Annotated in this window: 18 protein-coding genes; 11 read left to right on the top strand and 7 right to left on the bottom strand. The window is 75.4% G+C overall.

Annotation, left to right across the window (positions count from 1 at the left end; all coding sequences use genetic code 11):
* Window positions 1–70: 70 nt before the first annotated feature.
* Together ACSNOB_RS03690 and ACSNOB_RS03685 are read right to left on the bottom strand one after the other, a co-directional pair.
* Window positions 71–709, bottom strand: coding sequence for a flavin reductase family protein (locus ACSNOB_RS03690; protein WP_436685166.1), 639 nt, complete (start codon window positions 707–709; stop codon window positions 71–73).
* 129 nt (window positions 710–838) lie between these two features.
* Entirely contained in the window at window positions 839–1,501 is a 663-nt protein-coding gene (locus ACSNOB_RS03685; protein ID WP_436685165.1) for a TetR/AcrR family transcriptional regulator, read from the bottom strand.
* A 112-nt stretch (window positions 1,502–1,613) separates the two neighbouring features.
* Here ACSNOB_RS03685 and ACSNOB_RS03680 point away from each other — a divergent pair, with 112 nt between their 5' ends.
* The 3 genes from ACSNOB_RS03680 to ACSNOB_RS03670 are packed head-to-tail and all read left to right on the top strand — an operon-like array spanning window position 1,614 to window position 4,955.
* The gene (locus ACSNOB_RS03680; RefSeq protein WP_436685164.1) at window positions 1,614–3,098 is read left to right on the top strand and encodes a flavin-containing monooxygenase; all 1,485 of its coding nucleotides are present in this window, start codon (window positions 1,614–1,616) and stop codon (window positions 3,096–3,098) included.
* Window positions 3,091–4,017, top strand: a complete 927-nt coding sequence (locus ACSNOB_RS03675; RefSeq protein ID WP_436685163.1) for an SDR family NAD(P)-dependent oxidoreductase — start codon at window positions 3,091–3,093, stop codon at window positions 4,015–4,017. The genes ACSNOB_RS03680 and ACSNOB_RS03675 overlap by 8 nt, the downstream gene beginning before the upstream one ends.
* Window positions 4,014–4,955, top strand: coding sequence for an alpha/beta fold hydrolase (locus ACSNOB_RS03670; protein ID WP_436685162.1), 942 nt, complete (start codon window positions 4,014–4,016; stop codon window positions 4,953–4,955). The genes ACSNOB_RS03675 and ACSNOB_RS03670 overlap by 4 nt, the downstream gene beginning before the upstream one ends.
* A 90-nt stretch (window positions 4,956–5,045) precedes the next feature.
* Here ACSNOB_RS03670 and ACSNOB_RS03665 read toward each other — a convergent pair whose 3' ends face one another.
* Entirely contained in the window at window positions 5,046–6,233 is a 1,188-nt protein-coding gene (locus tag ACSNOB_RS03665; protein ID WP_436685161.1) for a low temperature requirement protein A, read from the bottom strand.
* Window positions 6,234–6,330: 97 nt separating this feature from the next.
* Window positions 6,331–7,227, bottom strand: coding sequence for a glycosyltransferase family 2 protein (locus tag ACSNOB_RS03660; RefSeq protein ID WP_436685160.1), 897 nt, complete (start codon window positions 7,225–7,227; stop codon window positions 6,331–6,333).
* A 92-nt stretch (window positions 7,228–7,319) separates the two neighbouring features.
* Between ACSNOB_RS03660 and ACSNOB_RS03655 the strand changes: the two genes are divergently transcribed.
* The 3 genes from ACSNOB_RS03655 (at window position 7,320) to ACSNOB_RS03645 (ending at window position 10,553) form a co-directional block, all read left to right on the top strand.
* On the top strand, window positions 7,320–8,426 hold the full coding sequence (locus ACSNOB_RS03655; protein WP_436685159.1) for a CapA family protein: 1,107 nt from the start codon (window positions 7,320–7,322) through the stop codon (window positions 8,424–8,426).
* Window positions 8,427–8,589: 163 nt separating this feature from the next.
* Complete coding sequence (locus ACSNOB_RS03650) at window positions 8,590–9,252, top strand: GntR family transcriptional regulator (RefSeq protein WP_436685158.1); 663 nt, start codon at window positions 8,590–8,592, stop codon at window positions 9,250–9,252.
* Window positions 9,249–10,553, top strand: a complete 1,305-nt coding sequence (locus ACSNOB_RS03645) for an MFS transporter (RefSeq protein ID WP_436685157.1) — start codon at window positions 9,249–9,251, stop codon at window positions 10,551–10,553. The genes ACSNOB_RS03650 and ACSNOB_RS03645 overlap by 4 nt, the downstream gene beginning before the upstream one ends.
* Before the next feature lie 138 nt (window positions 10,554–10,691).
* Here ACSNOB_RS03645 and ACSNOB_RS03640 read toward each other — a convergent pair whose 3' ends face one another.
* Window positions 10,692–11,132, bottom strand: coding sequence for a hypothetical protein (locus ACSNOB_RS03640; RefSeq protein ID WP_436685156.1), 441 nt, complete (start codon window positions 11,130–11,132; stop codon window positions 10,692–10,694).
* A gap of 190 nt (window positions 11,133–11,322) precedes the next feature.
* Here ACSNOB_RS03640 and ACSNOB_RS03635 point away from each other — a divergent pair, with 190 nt between their 5' ends.
* Together ACSNOB_RS03635 and ACSNOB_RS03630 are read left to right on the top strand one after the other, a co-directional pair.
* Entirely contained in the window at window positions 11,323–12,408 is a 1,086-nt protein-coding gene (locus tag ACSNOB_RS03635) for an S-(hydroxymethyl)mycothiol dehydrogenase (protein ID WP_436685234.1), read from the top strand.
* Complete coding sequence (locus tag ACSNOB_RS03630) at window positions 12,408–13,037, top strand: MBL fold metallo-hydrolase (RefSeq protein ID WP_436685155.1); 630 nt, start codon at window positions 12,408–12,410, stop codon at window positions 13,035–13,037. Before ACSNOB_RS03635 ends, ACSNOB_RS03630 begins: the two co-directional genes overlap by 1 nt.
* A gap of 39 nt (window positions 13,038–13,076) precedes the next feature.
* On the opposite strand, the gene ACSNOB_RS03625 is transcribed toward ACSNOB_RS03630, so the two are convergent.
* Both ACSNOB_RS03625 and ACSNOB_RS03620 read right to left on the bottom strand, forming a co-directional pair.
* Complete coding sequence (locus ACSNOB_RS03625; RefSeq protein WP_436685154.1) at window positions 13,077–14,018, bottom strand: anti-sigma factor RsbA family regulatory protein; 942 nt, start codon at window positions 14,016–14,018, stop codon at window positions 13,077–13,079.
* The gene (locus tag ACSNOB_RS03620) at window positions 14,015–14,248 is read right to left on the bottom strand and encodes a hypothetical protein (RefSeq protein ID WP_436685153.1); all 234 of its coding nucleotides are present in this window, start codon (window positions 14,246–14,248) and stop codon (window positions 14,015–14,017) included. The genes ACSNOB_RS03625 and ACSNOB_RS03620 overlap by 4 nt, the downstream gene beginning before the upstream one ends.
* Window positions 14,249–14,371: 123 nt before the next feature.
* Here ACSNOB_RS03620 and ACSNOB_RS03615 point away from each other — a divergent pair, with 123 nt between their 5' ends.
* The 3 genes from ACSNOB_RS03615 (at window position 14,372) to ACSNOB_RS03605 (ending at window position 17,514) form a co-directional block, all read left to right on the top strand.
* Entirely contained in the window at window positions 14,372–14,851 is a 480-nt protein-coding gene (locus ACSNOB_RS03615) for a VOC family protein (protein ID WP_436685152.1), read from the top strand.
* A gap of 251 nt (window positions 14,852–15,102) precedes the next feature.
* Window positions 15,103–16,230, top strand: a complete 1,128-nt coding sequence (locus ACSNOB_RS03610; protein ID WP_436685151.1) for a DUF3626 domain-containing protein — start codon at window positions 15,103–15,105, stop codon at window positions 16,228–16,230.
* A gap of 576 nt (window positions 16,231–16,806) precedes the next feature.
* The gene (locus tag ACSNOB_RS03605) at window positions 16,807–17,514 is read left to right on the top strand and encodes a hypothetical protein (RefSeq protein ID WP_436685150.1); all 708 of its coding nucleotides are present in this window, start codon (window positions 16,807–16,809) and stop codon (window positions 17,512–17,514) included.
* The last annotated feature ends 292 nt before the right edge of the window (window positions 17,515–17,806 follow it).

The following is a 17,806-nucleotide window of genomic DNA, read 5'->3' as shown; positions in this document are numbered from 1 at the left end:
ACACGTGGGGTCCCCGGCAGCCTCCCCTGTGGAGTCCCGGCCGGCGCTCGGCTGGCCGGGCCCCCGGCGGTCAGCCGGCGGCGACGCCGAGCCGGTGGGGCATCTGCCACCCCTCGGCGAGCCGGGACGGGTGCACGTTGTGCCCGCCGCCGAAGAACTCGCAGAACTTCATGATCAGCGGGTCCCAGCGCAGCGGGTCCACGTAGCTGGTCCCGGGGATGACCAGCTCCTCCTCGACGTACGTGCGCAGCACCTCGACCTGGAAGGCGGTGGCCTGCACGTCGGCCCCGGCGAGCGGGTGGGCCGCGATCACCCGGCACTCGAGCTGGACCGGGCACTCCGCCACCCGGGGCGCCCGGACCAGCTCCGAGGGCTGCGCGGTCAGCCCGGCCAGGGCGAACTTGTCCGGCTCATACCGGTAACCCTGCCGCACCTTGTGCTCCGGGACGTCCGGCCGGCCGGTGGTGAGCGCGATCCGGTCGACCGCGTCGACCATCGCCGAGGAGGGCAGGTTGAGTACGCACTCGCGTTCGCGCAGCAGGTTGGCGGTGGTCCGGCCGCTGTTGCCGAGCCCGAGCACGGCCTGCTGCCCCAGCCACCACGCCGACGACATCGGCGCGAGGTTCGCCGTGCCGTCGGGATTGCGCGAGCTGACCAGCACCACCGGCGTCCCGAAGTAGAGCACCTTCAGACCGGGAACTACGTGCACCTTCTCCGCCTCTCACCGTCGAGTGGGCCGCGGTGGCGGCCCCGACCCCGACTCTGCGGCACCGCCGGAGCCGATGCTGGCGGCGATCGGACGTCGCGTTCGGCATCCCGGCGCGGGCGCCGCGGCGGGTCAGGCCGGTGGGGGAGCGGTGCTGTGGTAGATCGCCGCCAGCCAGACGTCGAGCAGCACGTCGACCACGTCCCGCTCGGCCACGGCCGGCCCGTCGCCGGCGAACGTGGCGTACCAGACGCGCTCGTTCATCGAGTTCAGCGCGATCGCCAGGTCGCGGGCGGGCACGCCGTCGGGCGCCGCGCCGCGGCGACGCTCGGCCTCGATCGCGGTCTCGATCGCGTGCACCCAGCGCTCCAGCACGCTCGCCCAGAGCCGGCGCACCTCGGCGTTGGTGCCGCGCACCTGGGCGCAGGCCAGCACCACCGCCCGGTGCGCGCCGAACGTCTCGTGGAACCGGTCGATCAGCTCCCGCCAGCGCGCCCGCGGGTCCTCGGCCAGCCGCTCCAGCACGTCCCCGGCCGCGGCGTCGGCCTCCTCGGTGACCCGGTCCAGCAGCGTCAGCAGCACCGCGTCCTTCGACGGGAAGTAGAAGTAGAAGGTGGGTCGGGAGATGCCGGCGCCGCGCGCCAGGTCGTCGACGGAGATGTCGGCGACGGGCCGCTGGCGCAGCAGCCGCTCGGCGGTGGCCAGGATCGCCACCTCGCGTTCGTCCCCGGCGGAGCGCGCCGCGCGCCGTCCGCGCGCGGTGGCGTTCCCGGCGGCCGGACGGGCGGGCGTCATGGCCGCTGACTCTACACCGGATCAACACCCTGTCGACGGCACTCGACAGGGTGTTGACTGGCGTCGACGGCCGTGGATAGTGTCCGGTGTCACACCGCCGACGGGAGACGAGATGGCCACCGACCACGTCGACGTGCTCATCGTCGGTGCCGGCCTGTCCGGCATCGGCGCGGCCTGCCACCTGCGCCGCGACTGTCCGGAGAAGACGTACGCGGTGCTGGAGGCCCGCGACGCGATCGGCGGCACCTGGGACCTGTTCCGCTACCCCGGCGTCCGGTCCGACTCCGACATGTTCACCCTCGGCTACTCCTTCGCGCCGTGGACTGACCCGAAGGCCATCGCCGACGGCGACGCCATCCGCGACTACGTCCGCCGGACCGCGCGGGAGTACGGCGTCACCGACCACATCCGCTTCCGGCACCGCGTCGTACGCGCCGAGTGGGACAGCGAACGGGCCCGCTGGACGGTGCACGCCCACCGCGACGACACCGCCGAGACGGTCGAGCTGACCTGCTCGTTCCTCTTCGCCTGCTCGGGCTACTACCGCTACGACGCCGGCTACGCCCCGCAGTTCGCCGGCGCACAGCGGTACGCGGGGCGGATCGTGCACCCGCAGCACTGGCCCGAGGACCTCGACCACACCGGCAAGCGCGTGGTGGTGATCGGCAGCGGCGCCACCGCCGTGACCCTGGTGCCGGCGATGGCCGAGCGCGCCGCCCACGTGACGATGCTCCAGCGCTCACCCACGTACGTCATGGCGCTGCCGTCGCGCGACGTGCTCGCCGACGCGCTGCGGCGCTGGCTGCCCGCGAAGGCCGCGTATCCGGTGGTGCGCTGGAAGAACGTCCTGCTCGCCACCGCCAACTTCCAGCTCAGCCGGCGGGCCCCCGCCCTGGTGAAGCGGCTGCTGCTGCGCGCCGCCCGGAGCCGGCTGCCGGCCGGCTACGACGTCGACCGGCACTTCTCGCCCCGCTACGACCCCTGGGACCAGCGGCTGTGCGTGGTGCCCGACGGCGACCTGTTCGCCGCGCTGCGGACCGGCCGCGCGTCGGTGGTCACCGACACCGTCGACACCTTCACCGAACGCGGGATCCGGCTCTCCTCCGGCGCGGAGCTGACGGCGGACGTCGTGGTCACCGCCACCGGGCTCAACCTGCTCGCCCTCGGCGGCATGACCCTGGCCGTCGACGGCGCCGAGGTGGACCTGGCCGGCACGGTCGCCTACAAGGGCATGATGCTCACCGGGGTGCCGAACCTCGCGATGACCATCGGCTACACCAACGCCTCGTGGACGCTCAAGGCCGACCTGGTCGCGGGCTACGTCTGCCGGCTGCTGCGCCACCTCGACCGCACCGGCCAGCAGGTCGTCACCCCGCTCCCGCCCCCCGACGGCGAGCTGTCGCCGATCATCGACCTGACGGCCGGGTACGTGCTGCGCAGTGTCGACACGCTGCCCAAGCAGGGCGCGCGGGCGCCCTGGCGGCTGCACCAGAACTATCCCCGGGACGTGCTGCTGATGCGGCACGGCCGACTGACCGACTCCGGCGTGCGGTTCTCCCACGCCGGCACACCGCAGAGGAGGACCGTCCGTGCGTAGGTTCGTCTTCACGGGCGGCACAGCCGTCGTCACGGGCGCCGCCAGCGGGATCGGGGAGGCCCTCGCCCACGCGCTGGCCCGCCGGGGCAGCGACCTGGTGCTGCTCGACCGCGACGCGGGGCGGCTCGACGCCGTCGTCGCGGCCGTCCGCGCCGCGCACCCCGACCGGCAGCTCACCACCTACCTGGTCGACCTGTCCGACGCCGCCGCGACCGCGCGGGTGGCCGAGGAGGTCCGGCAGCGGCACCCGGCGGTCCGGCTGCTGGTCAACAACGCCGGGGTGGCGCTGGGCGGCCGATTCGACCAGGTGACCCTCGACGAGTTCAGCTGGGTCGTCGACGTCAACTTCCGGGCCGTGGTGCAGCTGACCCACGCGCTGCTGCCCACCCTGCGGGCGGAACCCGGCGCGCACCTGGTCAACGTCTCCAGCCTCTTCGGGATCATCGCCCCGGCCGGGCAGACCGCCTACGCGGCCAGCAAGTTCGCCGTCCGTGGCTTCACCGAGGCGCTGCGCCAGGAGCTGGCCGACGACGGGATCGGCGTGACGTCGGTGCACCCCGGCGGCATCCGCACCCGGATCGCCCGGAACGCCCGGATGGGCAGCGGCGTCTCGCCGGAGGAGTACGAGACCGGCCGCCGGCAGTTCGAGAAGCTGCTCACGATCGATCCCGCCAGGGCCGCCGAGGTGATCCTGCGCGGGGTGCGACACCGCCGGGGCCGGGTGTTGATCGGCTGGTCGGCGAAGTTGCCCGACCTGCTGGCCCGGGTGGCGCCGGCGGCGTACCCCCGGATCCTGGCGTTCGGGCTCAACCGGGTGGCCGGCGGCCCCGCCCGCCGCGCCACGGCCGCGCCGCCCGCACCGGCGCAACGGCGACCCGAGGCGGCCCCCGCCACCGACCCGGCCGGGGAGCCGGCATGACCGCCCCGGCCGCCCGCCGACCCCGGCACCTCACCGTCGACGGCCGACGGGTCTGCCACCGCGTCGACGGCGAGGGGCCGCCGGTGGTGCTGCTGCACGGCATCGGCCGCACCCTGCGCGACTTCACCGAGCTGCACGAACGGCTCGCCGACCGGTTCCGCGTGCACAGCGTCGACCTGCCCGGCCACGGCGGGTCGCTGCCGATGACCCGGCCCTGCACCCTGCCGGCGCTGGCGGAGTTCGTCGGCCGCTACCTCGACGCCGTCGGCGTCGACCGGCCGGCGCACCTGGTCGGCAACTCCCTCGGCGGCGCGATCGCCATGCGGCTCGCGGCGTCCGAGCCGGGCCGGGTGGCCACCCTGACGCTGGTCAACAGCGCCGGCTTCGGCCGGGAGGTGACCATCGCGCTGCGGCTGCTCGCGCTGCGCCCGCTGGGCCGGCTGCTGCTGCGGCCCAGACGGTGGGCCGCCCGCCGGGTCGAGCTGTCCCTCTTCCACGACCCGGCCTTCGCCACGGCCGACCGTGTCGCGTACGCCCTGGAGGTGGCCCGCCTGCCGTACGCGGCCCGGGTGATGCTGGAGACCGCCCACCACCTCGGCACCTTCCGGGGCATCAGCCCGCACTGGCGGGAGGAGCTGCTGGCCGAGGTGGAGCGGCTGGACATCCCCACGTTCGTCGTGTGGGGCGACAAGGACCTGATCCTGCCGGCGACGCACCTCGAGGCGGCCCGGGCACGGCTGCCCAAGGCCCGCACCCACCTGTTCCGCGACTGCGGGCACATGCCGCAGATCGAGTGTGTCGAGGAGTTCCACCGCCTGCTCGTCGACTTCTGGTCCACGGTGGGACCGGACGCCGCCGCGTCGCCCGGCGACGGCGCCCCGCCCGGCGAAGCCGCTCCACCCGTCGGGGGTCGGCCGGCGGTGGTGGAGGCCGGCTGACGGTCCGGCCGGCGGTGGTGGACGGCGGCTGACGAATCGGCCGCACCCGGGCGGCCCGGCCGACCCGCCCCGGTGCGGCCGGCGGGGGCGTCAGGGCGGCCCGGGCGTCCGCCCGCGCCCGCCCGTGCGGGTCGCTCGCCGCCGGGCGACCACCGTCACCGCCACCAGCGCGAACAGCAGCGCCGCCACCACGTACACCGGCGCCGGTCCGAGCGGGGCGAGCAGCACCAGCGCCGCGGTTACCGGGAACGCCGCCGACACCGGGCCCTCCCGCTGCGGGCGCACGAGCAGCACCCAGACGGCGAGCAGGCAGACGGCCACCGGGACCGCCGTGGCGTAGCCCGCCACGACACCGCCGACGTGCCCGAGGTGGCGCTCCCGGTCGACCGCCACCCACAGCCCCGACCCGACCGCGGCGATCGCCGCGAAGATCAGGTAGTGGCCGTACCCCCACATCAGCGTCGCGCGCAGTCGGGTGGGCACCTCGACCGGCCGGTCGAAGTAGAGCCACCACAGCGCGAAGACGATCACCGCCCCCGCCGCCGCCAGCGTCCACAGCTCCCCCTGGCCGGCGTCCACCCCGGTCTGCACCGCGACCGAGGTCGCCAACACCACCTCGCCGAGGACGATCAACGTGAACAGCCCGTACCGCTCGGCGATGTGCCGCGGGTTCCACGGGGTCGTCCCGGCCCGCTCGGCCACCGCCGGGACCAGCAGGTCGGCCAGGGCCAGCAGCAGGAAGGACGGCCCGAGCCAGTCGACCGGCAGCAGCAGCCGCGCCAGCCAGCCGGCCTGCACCACGGCCACCCCGAGCGCGTACCGGCGGGCGGTCCGGCGGTGCGCGGGGTCGCCGGCCGCCGCGCGCGACCACTGCACCACGGCGGCCAGCCGGATCACCACGTACCCGTACGTCATGGTGGTGAAGTCGCCCTCGGCGAACGCCTGCGGCACCCCGGCGGCCAGGACCAGCGCCCCGGCGATCTCGACCAGGGTGGTGATCCGGTAGACGTCGTCGTCGGTGTCGTAGGCGGACGCGAACCAGGTGACGTTCATCCAGGCCCACCAGATCGCGAAGAAGACCCGCAGGTAGCTGACCGTCGCGTCGCCAACGTGCCCCTCGACGACGTCGTGGTGCAGGCCGGCTGCCGCCTGCGCCACCGCCACCACGAAGCAGAGGTCGAAGAAGAGCTCCAGCGGCGTGGCCGAGCGGTGCTCCTCGTCCGGGCGGCGGGCCACCATCGGGCGGTACCACGGCCGCAGCCCCCGGGTCGTGGTCACCGGCCTCTCCTCGCGCCCGTCCGATCCGCCCTCACCATAGGCCGGCCGGCGGCCCGCCCGGGTCGGTTCGCCCCGGCCGCCCGCCGGTCGGTCCGGGTCAGTTCGCGGCGGTGACGGCCTCCGCCGCCGGGCCGGGCGCCGCCGCCGGAGTACCGGGCCCGCCCCGCTCCAGGGTGCGCAGGGCCGCCTCCACCGGGGCCGGGAGCGGGCGTCGCCGGCGCAGCACCCACCCCAGCTCGCGGCCGGCGTCGAGCAGCCCCCGCCGACCGGCCGGCTCCCGCAGCGCCTCCGCCGCCGCGCGCAGCACCACCCCGACGGGCCGTCGCAGCGCCGCGGTGAGCAGCCGGTTGCGCGCCTCCGCCCGGTGCCGGGCCCGCCGGTCCCGCCCGGCGGGCAGCGGCAGGTGGTGGGCGAGCACCTGCTCGACGTACGCCAGGTGCCAGCCCGCGGCGGCCAGGTCCATCGCCAGCAGCGCCTCCTCGCCGTACGTGCCCAGCCGCTCGGCGAAGCCGCCGACCTGCCGGAACGCCTCGCGGCGCAGCACCACCGCGCAGGCCAGGAAGCCCAGCACGGCCGGCCCGGGCGCGCCCGGCGGGACGCCCAGCGGGGCCCGCGCCATCGCCGCCGACACCGGATCGAGCCGCCCCTGCGGACCCACCCGCACCTGCCCGGCCAGCAGCCCCGTACGCGGGTGCGCGCGCAGCAGCCGCGCCGCCTCGTCCAGCGCGCCCGGCGCCCAGTACGAGTCGTCGTCGGCGAACGCCACGAACGGGGTGTCGGCCAGCTCGACCCCGACGTTGCGGGCCGCCCCGGCGCCGGCGTTGTGGCCGAGGCGCACCACCCGCGCCGCCGGGTACGCCCGCGCCACCGCCTCGGGCGTCCCGTCGTCGGAGCCGTTGTCCACCACGATCACCGGGCCGGTGTGCCGGCCCAGCACCTCCAGCAACTGGCCCCGCCGGTTGCGGGTCGCCACCACCACGGTCACGTCGGTCATGGCGCCCCTGCTACCCCGGATCACGCCCCGCACGCCCCACCGCGCCCGTCGTTCGCAGGTGAACGCGCGCTCCGGCGGGGAAAGCACCTCGGATGCCCGACGTGACCCTCTTCCTCGGCGGCGACGTGATGACCGGCCGGGGCGTGGACGCGATCCTGCCCGCACCGGGTCCGCCCGAGCTGCGCGAACCGGCCGTCCGGAACGCGCGTGGCTACGTCGAGCTGGCCGAGGCGGCCGGCGGTCCCGTCCCGCGCCCGGCGCCGCCGGACTGGCCGTGGGGCGAGGCGCTCGACCTGCTCGACGCGCTCCGGCCGGACGTGCGGGTGGTCAACCTGGAGACCGCGGTGACGGGCCGGGGCGAGCACGCCCCGGCCAAGGACATCCACTACCGGATGCACCCGCGGAACCTGCCCTGCCTCACCGCGGCGCGGCTCGACGTCTGCGCGCTGGCCAACAACCACAGCCTCGACTTCGGCACGGTCGGGCTCACCGACACCCTCGACGCGCTGGCCGGCGCCGGCATCGCCACCGCCGGCGCCGGCCGGGACGCGGCGTCGGCCTGGTCGCCCGCCCGGGTGCCGCTCGCGGCGGGCCGCCACCTGCTGGTCTGGTCGGTGGCCGCCCCGTCCAGCGGCGTGCCCCCGCAGTGGGCGGCCACCGCCGACGCGCCCGGAGTGGCGTACCTGCCGGAGGTCTCGGCCGCGTCGGCGGACGCGCTGGCCGGCCGGATCGCCGCCGTGGCCGGGCCGGACGACCGGGTGCTGGTCTCCGTGCACTGGGGCTCCAACTGGGGGTACGACGTGCCGAGCGGGCACGTCGACTTCGCCCACCGCCTGGTCGACGCGGGAGTGGACGTGGTGCACGGCCACTCGTCGCACCATCCGCGCCCGGTCGAGGTGTACCGCGACCGGCTGATCCTCTACGGCTGCGGCGACCTCGTCGACGACTACGAGGGCATCGGCGGGCAGGAGGCGTACCGGCCGGAGCTGCGGCTGCTGTGGCTGCCCACCCTCGACGCGGCGACCGGGGCGCTGCGGCGGCTGCGGGCGGCCCCGGTGCGGATGCGCCGGATGCGGCTGGAACGGGCCGCGCCCCCCGCGGCGCGCTGGCTCGCCGACCTGCTGGGCGGCTTCGGCGCGCCGTTCGCGGCCGGGTTCGACGTCGACCCGGACGGGCTGCTCGCCCTGCGCCCGCGCTGAGGCGGCCCGCCCGCCGCTGGCCCGGAACTGCCGGCTGTCCGGCCCGGCACGGTGCCCCCGCCCGGCCGGGGCCGCGCCCACGCCGCGCGCTCCCGCCGTGGCGCGCGCCACGGCGGGGCCGGGTCGACCGGGTCCGGCGACGACAGGAACGCATCATAGATACATGACGCATCCCTCGCCGTCCCGTCGGACCGCCGCGCCGTCTGCCGCCGAACGCGCCTACCGCTACCTCAAGCGGGCGATCCTGGAGCAGCTCCACCCCGGCGGGTCGCTGGTCAGCGAGGGGGAGATCGCCGAGGCCGCCGGCGTGTCCCGCACCCCCGTCCGCGAGGCGCTGCTGCGCCTGGAGGCCGAGGGACTGGTCCGGCTCTATCCCAAGCGGGGCGCGCTGATCCGCCCGGTCTCCGCGCGGGAGATCACCGACGTGATCGAGGCGCGGCGGCTGGTCGAGCTGCACGCCGCCGAGCGGGTCTGGCCCCGGCGGGCGGCCCTGCGGGAGGCCCTCGCCGCCCGGCTGGCCGAGATGCGCGCCGCGCACGCCGCCGGCGACCTGACCGCGCTGATGGAGGCCGACCGCGCCTTCCACGCCACCGTGGTCGACGCGGCCGGCAACGAGATCCTCGCCGAGCTGTACCAGCGACTGCGCGACCGGCAGCTGCGGATGGGGGAGGCCAGCTTCCGGCTCTCGCCCGGCTGGGCCGAGACCGCGCTGACCGAGCACGCCGACCAGCTCGCCGCCCTCGACTCCGACGACCCGCGACGGTGGCTTGCCGCCGTCGCCGCGCACATCGACAACGCCGCGGACGTGCTGCGGGCGCTGCGGTGAGCGTGCTGACCGCCCCGGCGCCCGCGCCGGCCGCGCCGCGCCGGGCCGCCGCGCTGGTCTGGGGCGTGGCGGTGAGCGCGTACGTGGCCGCGGTGTTCCACCGCAGCTCGCTCGGCGTCACCGGGGTCGACGCGGCGTACCGCTTCGAGATCAACGCCTCGGTCCTGGCCACCTTCTCCGTCGCCCAACTCGCCGTGTACGCGCTGATGCAGGTGCCCGTCGGTGTGCTCCTCGACCGGTTCGGCTCCCGGCGGCTGCTCGTCGCCGGCGGCGCGCTGATGGTCGCCGGTCAGCTCTGCTTCGCCCTCGCCACCGACGTACGCCTCGCCGTCGCCGCACGCGTCCTGGTCGGGCTCGGCGACGCGATGACCTTCATCAGCGTGCTGCGGATCGTGGCGTTCTGGTTCCCGGGGCGGCGCAACCCGCTGATGACCCAGCTCACCGGGACGCTCGGCCAGCTCGGAGCCATCCTCGGCGCCGTACCCCTGGTGGCGTTGCTGCACCGCGCGGGGTGGACACCCGCCTTCCTCGCGGCCGCGGCGGTGGGGGCGACCGTGCTGCTGACGGTCGTCGTCGCCGTCCGGGACACCCCGCACCGGGACACCGCGCCCGGCCCGGCGCCCGGCCTGGCCGCCGTCCGCCGGGAACTCCGCGCCGCCTGGGCCGAGCCCGGCACCCGGCTGGGGCTGTGGACGCACTTCGTCACCCAGTTCTCCGGCGCGGTGTTCGCCCTGCTGTGGGGATACCCCTTCCTCGTGCAGGGGCAGGGGCTCAGCCCGACGGCCGCCGCGTCGCTGCTCACCCTGATGACCGTCGCCACGTTCCTGTCCGGGCCGGTGGTCGCGCACCTCTGCGCCCGGCACCCGTTCCGCCGCTCGGTGCTGGTCTTCGCGATCACCGGCGCCACCGCCGTGGTCTGGGCCGTCGTGCTGGCCTGGCCGGGACGCTCGCCGGGCTGGCTGCTCGTCACGCTGGTGCTGGTGCTGGCGGTCAACGGCCCCGGCTCCATGATCGGGTTCGACTACGCGCGCACCGCCAACCCGGTCAACCGGATCGGCAGCGCCAGCGGCGTCGTCAACGTCGGCGGCTTCGTGGCCTCGATCGTGCTGGTGCTGGCCGTCGGCGTGGTGCTCGACCTGGCCACGCCGGCCGGTCGGGCCGCCCCGGACCTGGCGGCGTTCCGCTGGGCCTTCGCCGTGCAGTACGCCCTCTGGGCGCTCGGCGCGGTGCAGGTCCTGCGCTACCGCAACGCCGCCCGCCGCGCGGCGGCCGCGCGGCAGCGTACCCCCGACACGCGCTGAACCCCGGCGGTGGCGCCCGCTCGTGGGCGGGCGGCGGTGGGCGGCCGTGGTCCTGCTCCGCCGGCGGCGTCCCCGGCCCGCGGCCCGGGCGGCCGTCCGGGCCGCGGCGATGGCGGCGCGATCCCCCGGGCGGCGGGGTCAGGCGCCCCAGCGGCGGCCGCGGGGGCGCCGGCGGCGGTGGGTCAGGTCGTCCAGCACCAGGGTCAGGCCGGCCCCGAGCAGCCACACGTCCTTGGCCAGGCCGATGCCCTGCTGGCTGGGCCGCAGGCTGCCCGGCTCGCGCATCCCCGGCGTCTTGAGGTAGAGCTGCACCAGACCCGCGCCGAACGCGGACAGCCCCAGGCCCACCAGCGCCGACGGGACGAACGGCGCGAGCAGCGCGGCGCCCAGGGCGATCTCGGCCCGGGAGAGCAGCCGGGCGAACCGGTCCGGTTCGAGCTGCCCGAGCTGCGGCACCGCGCCGACGGCCATCGCGTGCACGCCCTGCGCCGCCTCCCCTTCCAGGCTCCGCTTGCCCAGGCCGGAGTTGAGCACGAACGCGCCGATGCTGACCCGCAGCGGCAGATGGCTGACCTTCATGGCGCACTCCCGTCCGACTGTCGAACCGTGCCCCCGCCTACCCCGCCCGAGCGGCGATAACCGCCACGAGCCGGCGCTGGGACGACCGGCATGATCGGCGGTAGTTTCGCGAGGGACGTCATCGACGGTGCCGCGGCAGCGCACCCGCAGGACGGCGGCGCGGCGCGCCGACGTGGAGCAGGAGGAGATCGTGAGCCAGCAGGTCAGGGGAGTCATCTCCCGCAGCAAGGGCGCGCCGGTCGAGGTGACCACGATCGTGGTGCCCGATCCCGGGCCCGGCGAGGCGGTCGTGCGGATCCAGTCCTGCGGGGTCTGCCACACCGACCTGCACTACCGGGAGGGCGGCATCAACGACGACTACCCCTTCCTGCTGGGGCACGAGGCCGCCGGCATCGTGGAGGAGGTCGGCGCCGACGTCGACTCCGTCGCCCCGGGCGACTTCGTGGTGCTCAACTGGCGGGCGATCTGCGGGGTGTGCCGCGCCTGCCGCCGCGGCCGCCCCTGGTACTGCTTCGCCACCCACAACGCGGCCCGGAAGATGACCCTCACCGACGGCACCGAGCTCGCCCCGGCGCTGGGCATCGGGGCCTTCGCCGAGAAGACGCTGGTCCACGCCGGCCAGTGCACGAAGGTGGACCCGGCCGCCCGGCCGGCCGCCGTCGGGCTGCTCGGCTGCGGCGTGATGGCCGGTCTCGGCGCGGCGATGAACACCGGCGGCGTCACCCGGGGCGACTCCGTGGCCGTGATCGGCTGCGGCGGCGTCGGGGACGCGGCGGTCGCCGGCGCGGCGCTGGCCGGCGCGACGACGATCATCGCGGTGGACACCGACCCCCGCAAGCTCGACTGGGCCCGGAAGTTCGGCGCCACCCACACGGTCAATGCCCGCGAGGACGACCCGGTCGAGGCGATCCGCGCCGCCACCGGCGGCTTCGGCGCCGACGTGGTGATCGACGCGGTCGGTCGCCCGGAGACGTGGAAGCAGGCGTTCTACGCCCGTGACCTGGCCGGCACGGTCGTGCTGGTGGGCGTACCGACGCCGGAGATGACCGTCGACGTGCCGTTGCTGGACGTCTTCGGCCGCGGCGGCTCGCTGAAGTCCAGCTGGTACGGCGACTGCCTGCCCAGCCGGGACTTCCCGATGCTCACCGAGCTCTACCTGCAGGGAAGGCTCGACCTGGACGCCTTCGTCACCGAGGAGATCGCGCTGGACCAGGTGGAGGAGGCGTTCGCCCGGATGCACCGCGGCGACGTGCTCCGCTCGGTGGTGGTCTTCTGATGACGGCCCGCGTCGACCACGCCGTCACCTCCGGCACGTTCTCCCTCGACGGTCAGACCTTCGACGTGGACAACAACGTCTGGGTGCTCGGCGACGACACCGAGTGCGTCGTCGTCGACGCCCCGCACGACGTCGACGCGATCCTGGCGGCCGTCGGCGACCGGCGGGTACGGGCGATCCTCGCCACGCACGCCCACGACGACCACGTACGGGTGGCGCCGGCGCTGGCCCGGGCCACCGGCGCGCCGGTCCTGCTGCACCCCGCCGACCGGGTGCTGTGGGACATGGTGCACCCCGACGAGGCGCCCGGCGGCGACCTGCGCGACGGGCAGGCCGTCGAGGTCGCCGGGGTCGCGCTGACCGTCCTGCACACCCCCGGCCACAGCCCGGGCGCGTGCAGCTTCCACGTGCCGGCGCTCGGCGTGGTGTTCACCGGAGACACCCTCTTCGCGGGCGGACCGGGCGCCACCGGGCGCTCGTACAGCGACTTCGGCACGATCGTCGCCTCGATCCGGGACCGGCTGCTCACCCTGCCGCCGCAGACGACGGTGCACACCGGGCACGGCGACAGCACGACCATCGGCGCGGAGGCCCCGCACCTGGACGAGTGGCTGGCCCGCGGGCACTGACGGGCACGTGCGCCGGGCCCGGCCGCCGGCCGACGCCGGTCAGGCCGGGCGGCGCATGTGCAGGCGGACCGTCGTCCCGGCGGCGGTGCTGTGTACCCGGACCAGGTCGCAGAGCGCCTGCACGATCACCAGGCCCCGCCCGCCGACGCCGTCCTTCGCCGGGGTCAACCGGCCGGCGAGCGGATCGGCCAGCCAACCGTCGTCGTGGATCTCGCAGACCAGATGCTCGGCGGTCCACCACACCCGCAGCACGCCGGCGCCCCCGGCGTGCGCGATGCTGTTCGTGGCCAGCTCGGTCACCGCGATCTGCAGGTCGGCCACCCGCTCCTCGTCCAGGCCGGCGACCTGGCCGTGCCCGGCGACGAACGTGCGCACGGTGGGCAGGGTGTCGAACCGGTAGCTGAGCGTCGCGACCGGTTCCGCCGGCGCGGGCAGCGGAAGGTTGTAGCGGGCGACCACGTCCGACGGGGCGTAGGCGCCGCTCGACCGTCGGCCGGCGTCGTCGACCAGGATCGGGTGCGTGGCGTACGCGTCGGTCAGGACGTCGTCGTCGAGGCCCGCCACGTCGTACGGGCACAGGATGGTGGCGTCACGGCCGACGAACGCCATGTTGATCAGGGCCTCGTGCTGGGCGCAGGCCGGATACTCGGTGTCGCTGCGCCCGGCCCAGATCGGCTCGCCGATGATCCGCACCCGCCGCCCGGCATGCTGGTCGATGAACGCCTGCAACACCCACGGGATGATCCGGCCCGGGTTCCGCCCGGCCTCGGTCATGTCCGCCCAGCGCACCCCGTCCGTCTCGCCGACCGCGTCGCGGACCAGCCGCAGATTGGTGCCGGGCATCGCGACCAGCACCGGTTCCCCGGCGGCGAGCCCGCCGGTGACGAAGGGCACGGTGCCCGCCAGCAGCTCGTCCGGATCGCGGTAGAAGAGGCCCTCGTGCACGAATGCCTCCGCCGCCCCGTTCGGCTCCGGCGTCATCCCGGCCGTCCCGCGGGGGAGGCGGTGTCACACGCCGGGGCGAGCAGGCGGCGGGCGCTCGGCACCTGGCCGCCCCGCGTCAGCGGCCCCACCGCCCGCGCCGAGGCGCCCAGAGCGGGCCGAGCGCGGCGGGTGCCGGGCGCGACGGAACGGCCGACGCCGTCGAGGGCGCCGGCCTCGTCGTCGCAGGCCCAGCAGACGTGGTCACCGAGGGCCCTCTGGTCGACCACCGCACCAACAGTCAATTCATCGCCTTCCGGTCGGCCCTCCCACTGTAATCCTCGGTCCCGGTAACGGCCGAGCGGGTGAACCGTCACCGCCCGGCCCGGGGTGATCGACTACTCTCTGCGGACATGACGACGGAAGACCCCAGCCCTCCACCCGCCGTACGCCAGCTCCGCCTGGTCGTGGAGGCGGAGGACTACGAGGCGGCGGTCACGTTCTTCCGTGACGCGCTGGGCCTGCCCGAGCAGGCCGCGTTCTCCGGGGAGGGGGACGCCCGGGTGGTGATCCTCGACGCCGGCCGGGCGACGCTGGAGATCGCCAACCCGGCGCAGAAGCGGATGATCGACGAGGTGGAGGTCGGGCGCCAGGTGGCCCCCAAGATCCGGGTGGCGTTCGAGGTGGACGACAGCCGGTCCGCCACCCGCCGCCTGGTCTCCGCCGGCGCCACCGAGATCGCCCCGCCGACGGTGACCCCGTGGCAGTCGCTCAACGCCCGCCTCGACGCCCCGGCCGGCCTGCAGATCACGCTCTTCGAGGAGCTGCTCGGCCAGGACGAGCGGGCGGCGCTCGACGGCTTCGGCACCGACCGGGCGGTCGGCGAGGAGTAGGCCCGGAAAGATCGGCCCGGCCGCCGTGCGCGACGGACGGCGCTTGTTGGCGCCGATGCCGGTCGCGAGCAGCGGTCGCCGGCCCGTCACCCGGGCTACCCGGCTCCGGCCCGGCCGCGGCGGCGCGGGCGCAGCCGGCCGACCGTCCCGTCGCCAGCGCCGGTCCCACCCGCCACACTCGCCGTCCTGACCCGCGGTGCCCGCCGGGGACGAAAACGACATGCGTACCGGCCGGTGCCGAGGAAGGATCCATGGCCATGCACTCCACCGCCGGTCCGGCCGCCGTCGACGCGGCCCTCACTCCCGCCCAGCGCGCGGCGATCGGGTACGTCCGTGCGGTCGCGTTGCGCGACCGCCTCGCCGCCCTGGCCGCCATCCATCGCGCGCTCGCGGGCTCGGGTGTGACCCACCGGCCGGAGCGGCTGATCGCGGCGGTCGGCCGGCGCGGCCGGCTCACGCTCAACTTCCACCCGGACCGCCTGCTCGCCGACGGGCGTACGGTCGCCGCGGCCCTCGACGCCGAGGGCGTCTACCGCAGCCAGTTCGAGACCGGCATCTCCAACGGCGGGCTCACCGCCTTTCCCGGCGGCGACCGGGACCGCTGGGAGGAATCGCTCTTCGGCGGCGCGTACCAGGCGCCCGGCGTGCTCCCGGCGGACCGGCCGAAGTACGGCGGCCTCAACCTGCTCGACCACCCCGACGGCGCCTGCCCCCGGTTCGGCTCCTGCCACCTGCGACTGCGCCCGGAGGTGCTGGCCCGGGCGACCTTCTGCTTCGGTGACAGCCACCTGGGCCCCCGCGACCTGGGCACGGTCGACGTCTTCGAGCCGGTGCTGGCGGCCCTGCTCGCGGCGACCGACGGCACCGGGATCAGCCTGGGCGTCCCGGGGGACGTGGTGACCCTGGTCCGGTCGCTGCTGCGTCGCCGCGAGGACGTCGCCGGGACCCCCGGTGCCGCCGGCCGCGCCCTCGACGACTACATCGAGGCCCAGATCCACGGGGAACTGAGCCTGGCCCGCGACGTGGAGGCGATAGTCGTCGACCCGTCGTTCCGCGGCACCGAGGCCGGCGCGACGCTCGACACGATCGCCCGTCGGTACGGCGTGGCCCTGCACTGGCACGCCGGCTTCGAGCTTCCCGTCGACCGGGTCGACCCCGACTTCCGGGGACCGGCCATCCCGCCGCTGGCCGCCCGGGTGCACGCCGAGTTCGCCCGGCCCGGCCAACCGATCGACGCCGCCCTGATCGGACGCGCGGCGGTCTCCGTGGTCACCGAGCCGTCCCGCTGGGCCGACCGCGGGCCGACGGAGGTCACTCTCCAGCACCTCAAGCAGCTCTGGCACGTCCTCGTCCGGTTCGGCACGCCCCGCGCGACCTGACCGATCCGGGGCCGGCGCCACGGCACGGCGCGCCGGACGAGCCAAGATCCGCGCAACGTCCCGGAAGGGCAAGATCCGCGAAACTTCCCGCAAAGAGTGGCCTCAACGCCCGCTGAGACCACTCTTTCCAGGAAAATGCGCGGTTGCCCGCTGCCTCGGTACGGGTGCCCGGTGCCCAGCGCTCAGCGACGGCGCCAGCGTTCACCGACCGTGCCGGCGTCCGACGGCCGGCGTTCACCAACCGCCCGGCGTCCGGCGACCGTGCCCGTGTCCGCCTGCCCGTCCACGTCGCGCGCCTGTCTGTGCGTCGTTCGCTCGCCCAGCTGCGTTCGATCAAGAGCGTGGGCTTTCGGGTTGTTTGTCCGCGTCGCCGACTCCTGCGTCGGGGGGCTCCCGCGCCCCGGTGGCGGAGTGACGGAGACCGCAGCCCACCGCCACCGGGCCAAATCCGGAATGCCCGACAGGTGAAGCTGGTTGTGTTCCCCGTACCGCCGGAACCAAAACCCCTCCGGCTAGGCAGTTCCCCCGGGGAGCGCTCAGGCAGGAGCGCTTCGCCTGACCGAAAGGGCAACCATCGTGAAGTACGACTTCACCCGGTGGCTCCCGGCCATCGCGAAGGACTCGAAGGACTCGAACCGCAAGATCGCACTGAGCGTGGTGGGTGTCGCCGCCCTCGGCGGCCTGGCCTTCGGGCCGACGGCCGTGGGCGCCCCGGTCACCAGCGGGCCCCACGAGGGTGCCGTGGCCGCGATCGAGCAGGCCACCGGCCAGGTCCAGCCGACTCCCAGCGAGGAATCGGACCTGACCACCGGCGGCACGACGGACAAGCCGGCCGCCGACAAGCCCAGCCGAGCAGAGCTGATCCCACACGGCGTGCAGGGTGCCCAGTCGCGCATCCCGCTCGACGACGCGCAGCTCGCCAACGCCAAGGCCATCATCGAGGAGGCCAAGGAGACCGGCGTGGGTAAGCGGGGCGCCGTCATCGGCATCGCGACGTCACTGCAGGAGTCGAAGCTCTACAACCTCGGCCACCTGGGCGCGTACAACGACCACGACTCGCAGGGCCTGTTCCAGCAGCGCCCCTCGTCGGGTTGGGGTTCGCCCGACCAGATCACCGACCCCGAGTACTCCTCGCGGGCGTTCTTCCAGGCGCTCAAGAACGTCGGCGGCTGGCAGGACCTGCCGCTGACCGCCGCCGCGCAGACGGTGCAGGTTTCGGCCTACCCGTTCGCGTACGCGCAGTGGGAGGAGCAGGCGGCGGACATCGTCGCCCAGCTCTGGTGACAACCGCATGATTGACCGGCCGGCCCTGAACGGGGCCGGCCGGTCGCGTCTGCGCCACGGGTACCGCTGGGACGCCCCCGGAACTGCCCCACTGGCGTCGACCACCACGGCCTCGCTCGCTCTGGCGGCGGCGCGGTTGCCGTCGCCCACGGCCTCGTGCCCGGGGGTGGCTTGCGGTGGCTCGCGCTGCGGTGGGGGGTGGTCGGCGTTGGCTTGCGGTGCGTGGGGGTGGGGTGTGGCCCGCCGTGCCCGGCTCCGGGCGGTCAGGCTTGATCCCTGCGCCGGGCACGGC

The organism is Micromonospora sp. URMC 106, from assembly GCF_051386395.1.
Lineage (GTDB): Bacteria > Actinomycetota > Actinomycetes > Mycobacteriales > Micromonosporaceae > Micromonospora.
Note: the sequence above shows the minus strand (reverse complement) of the source record. Positions and strands in the feature narration are given on the sequence as shown.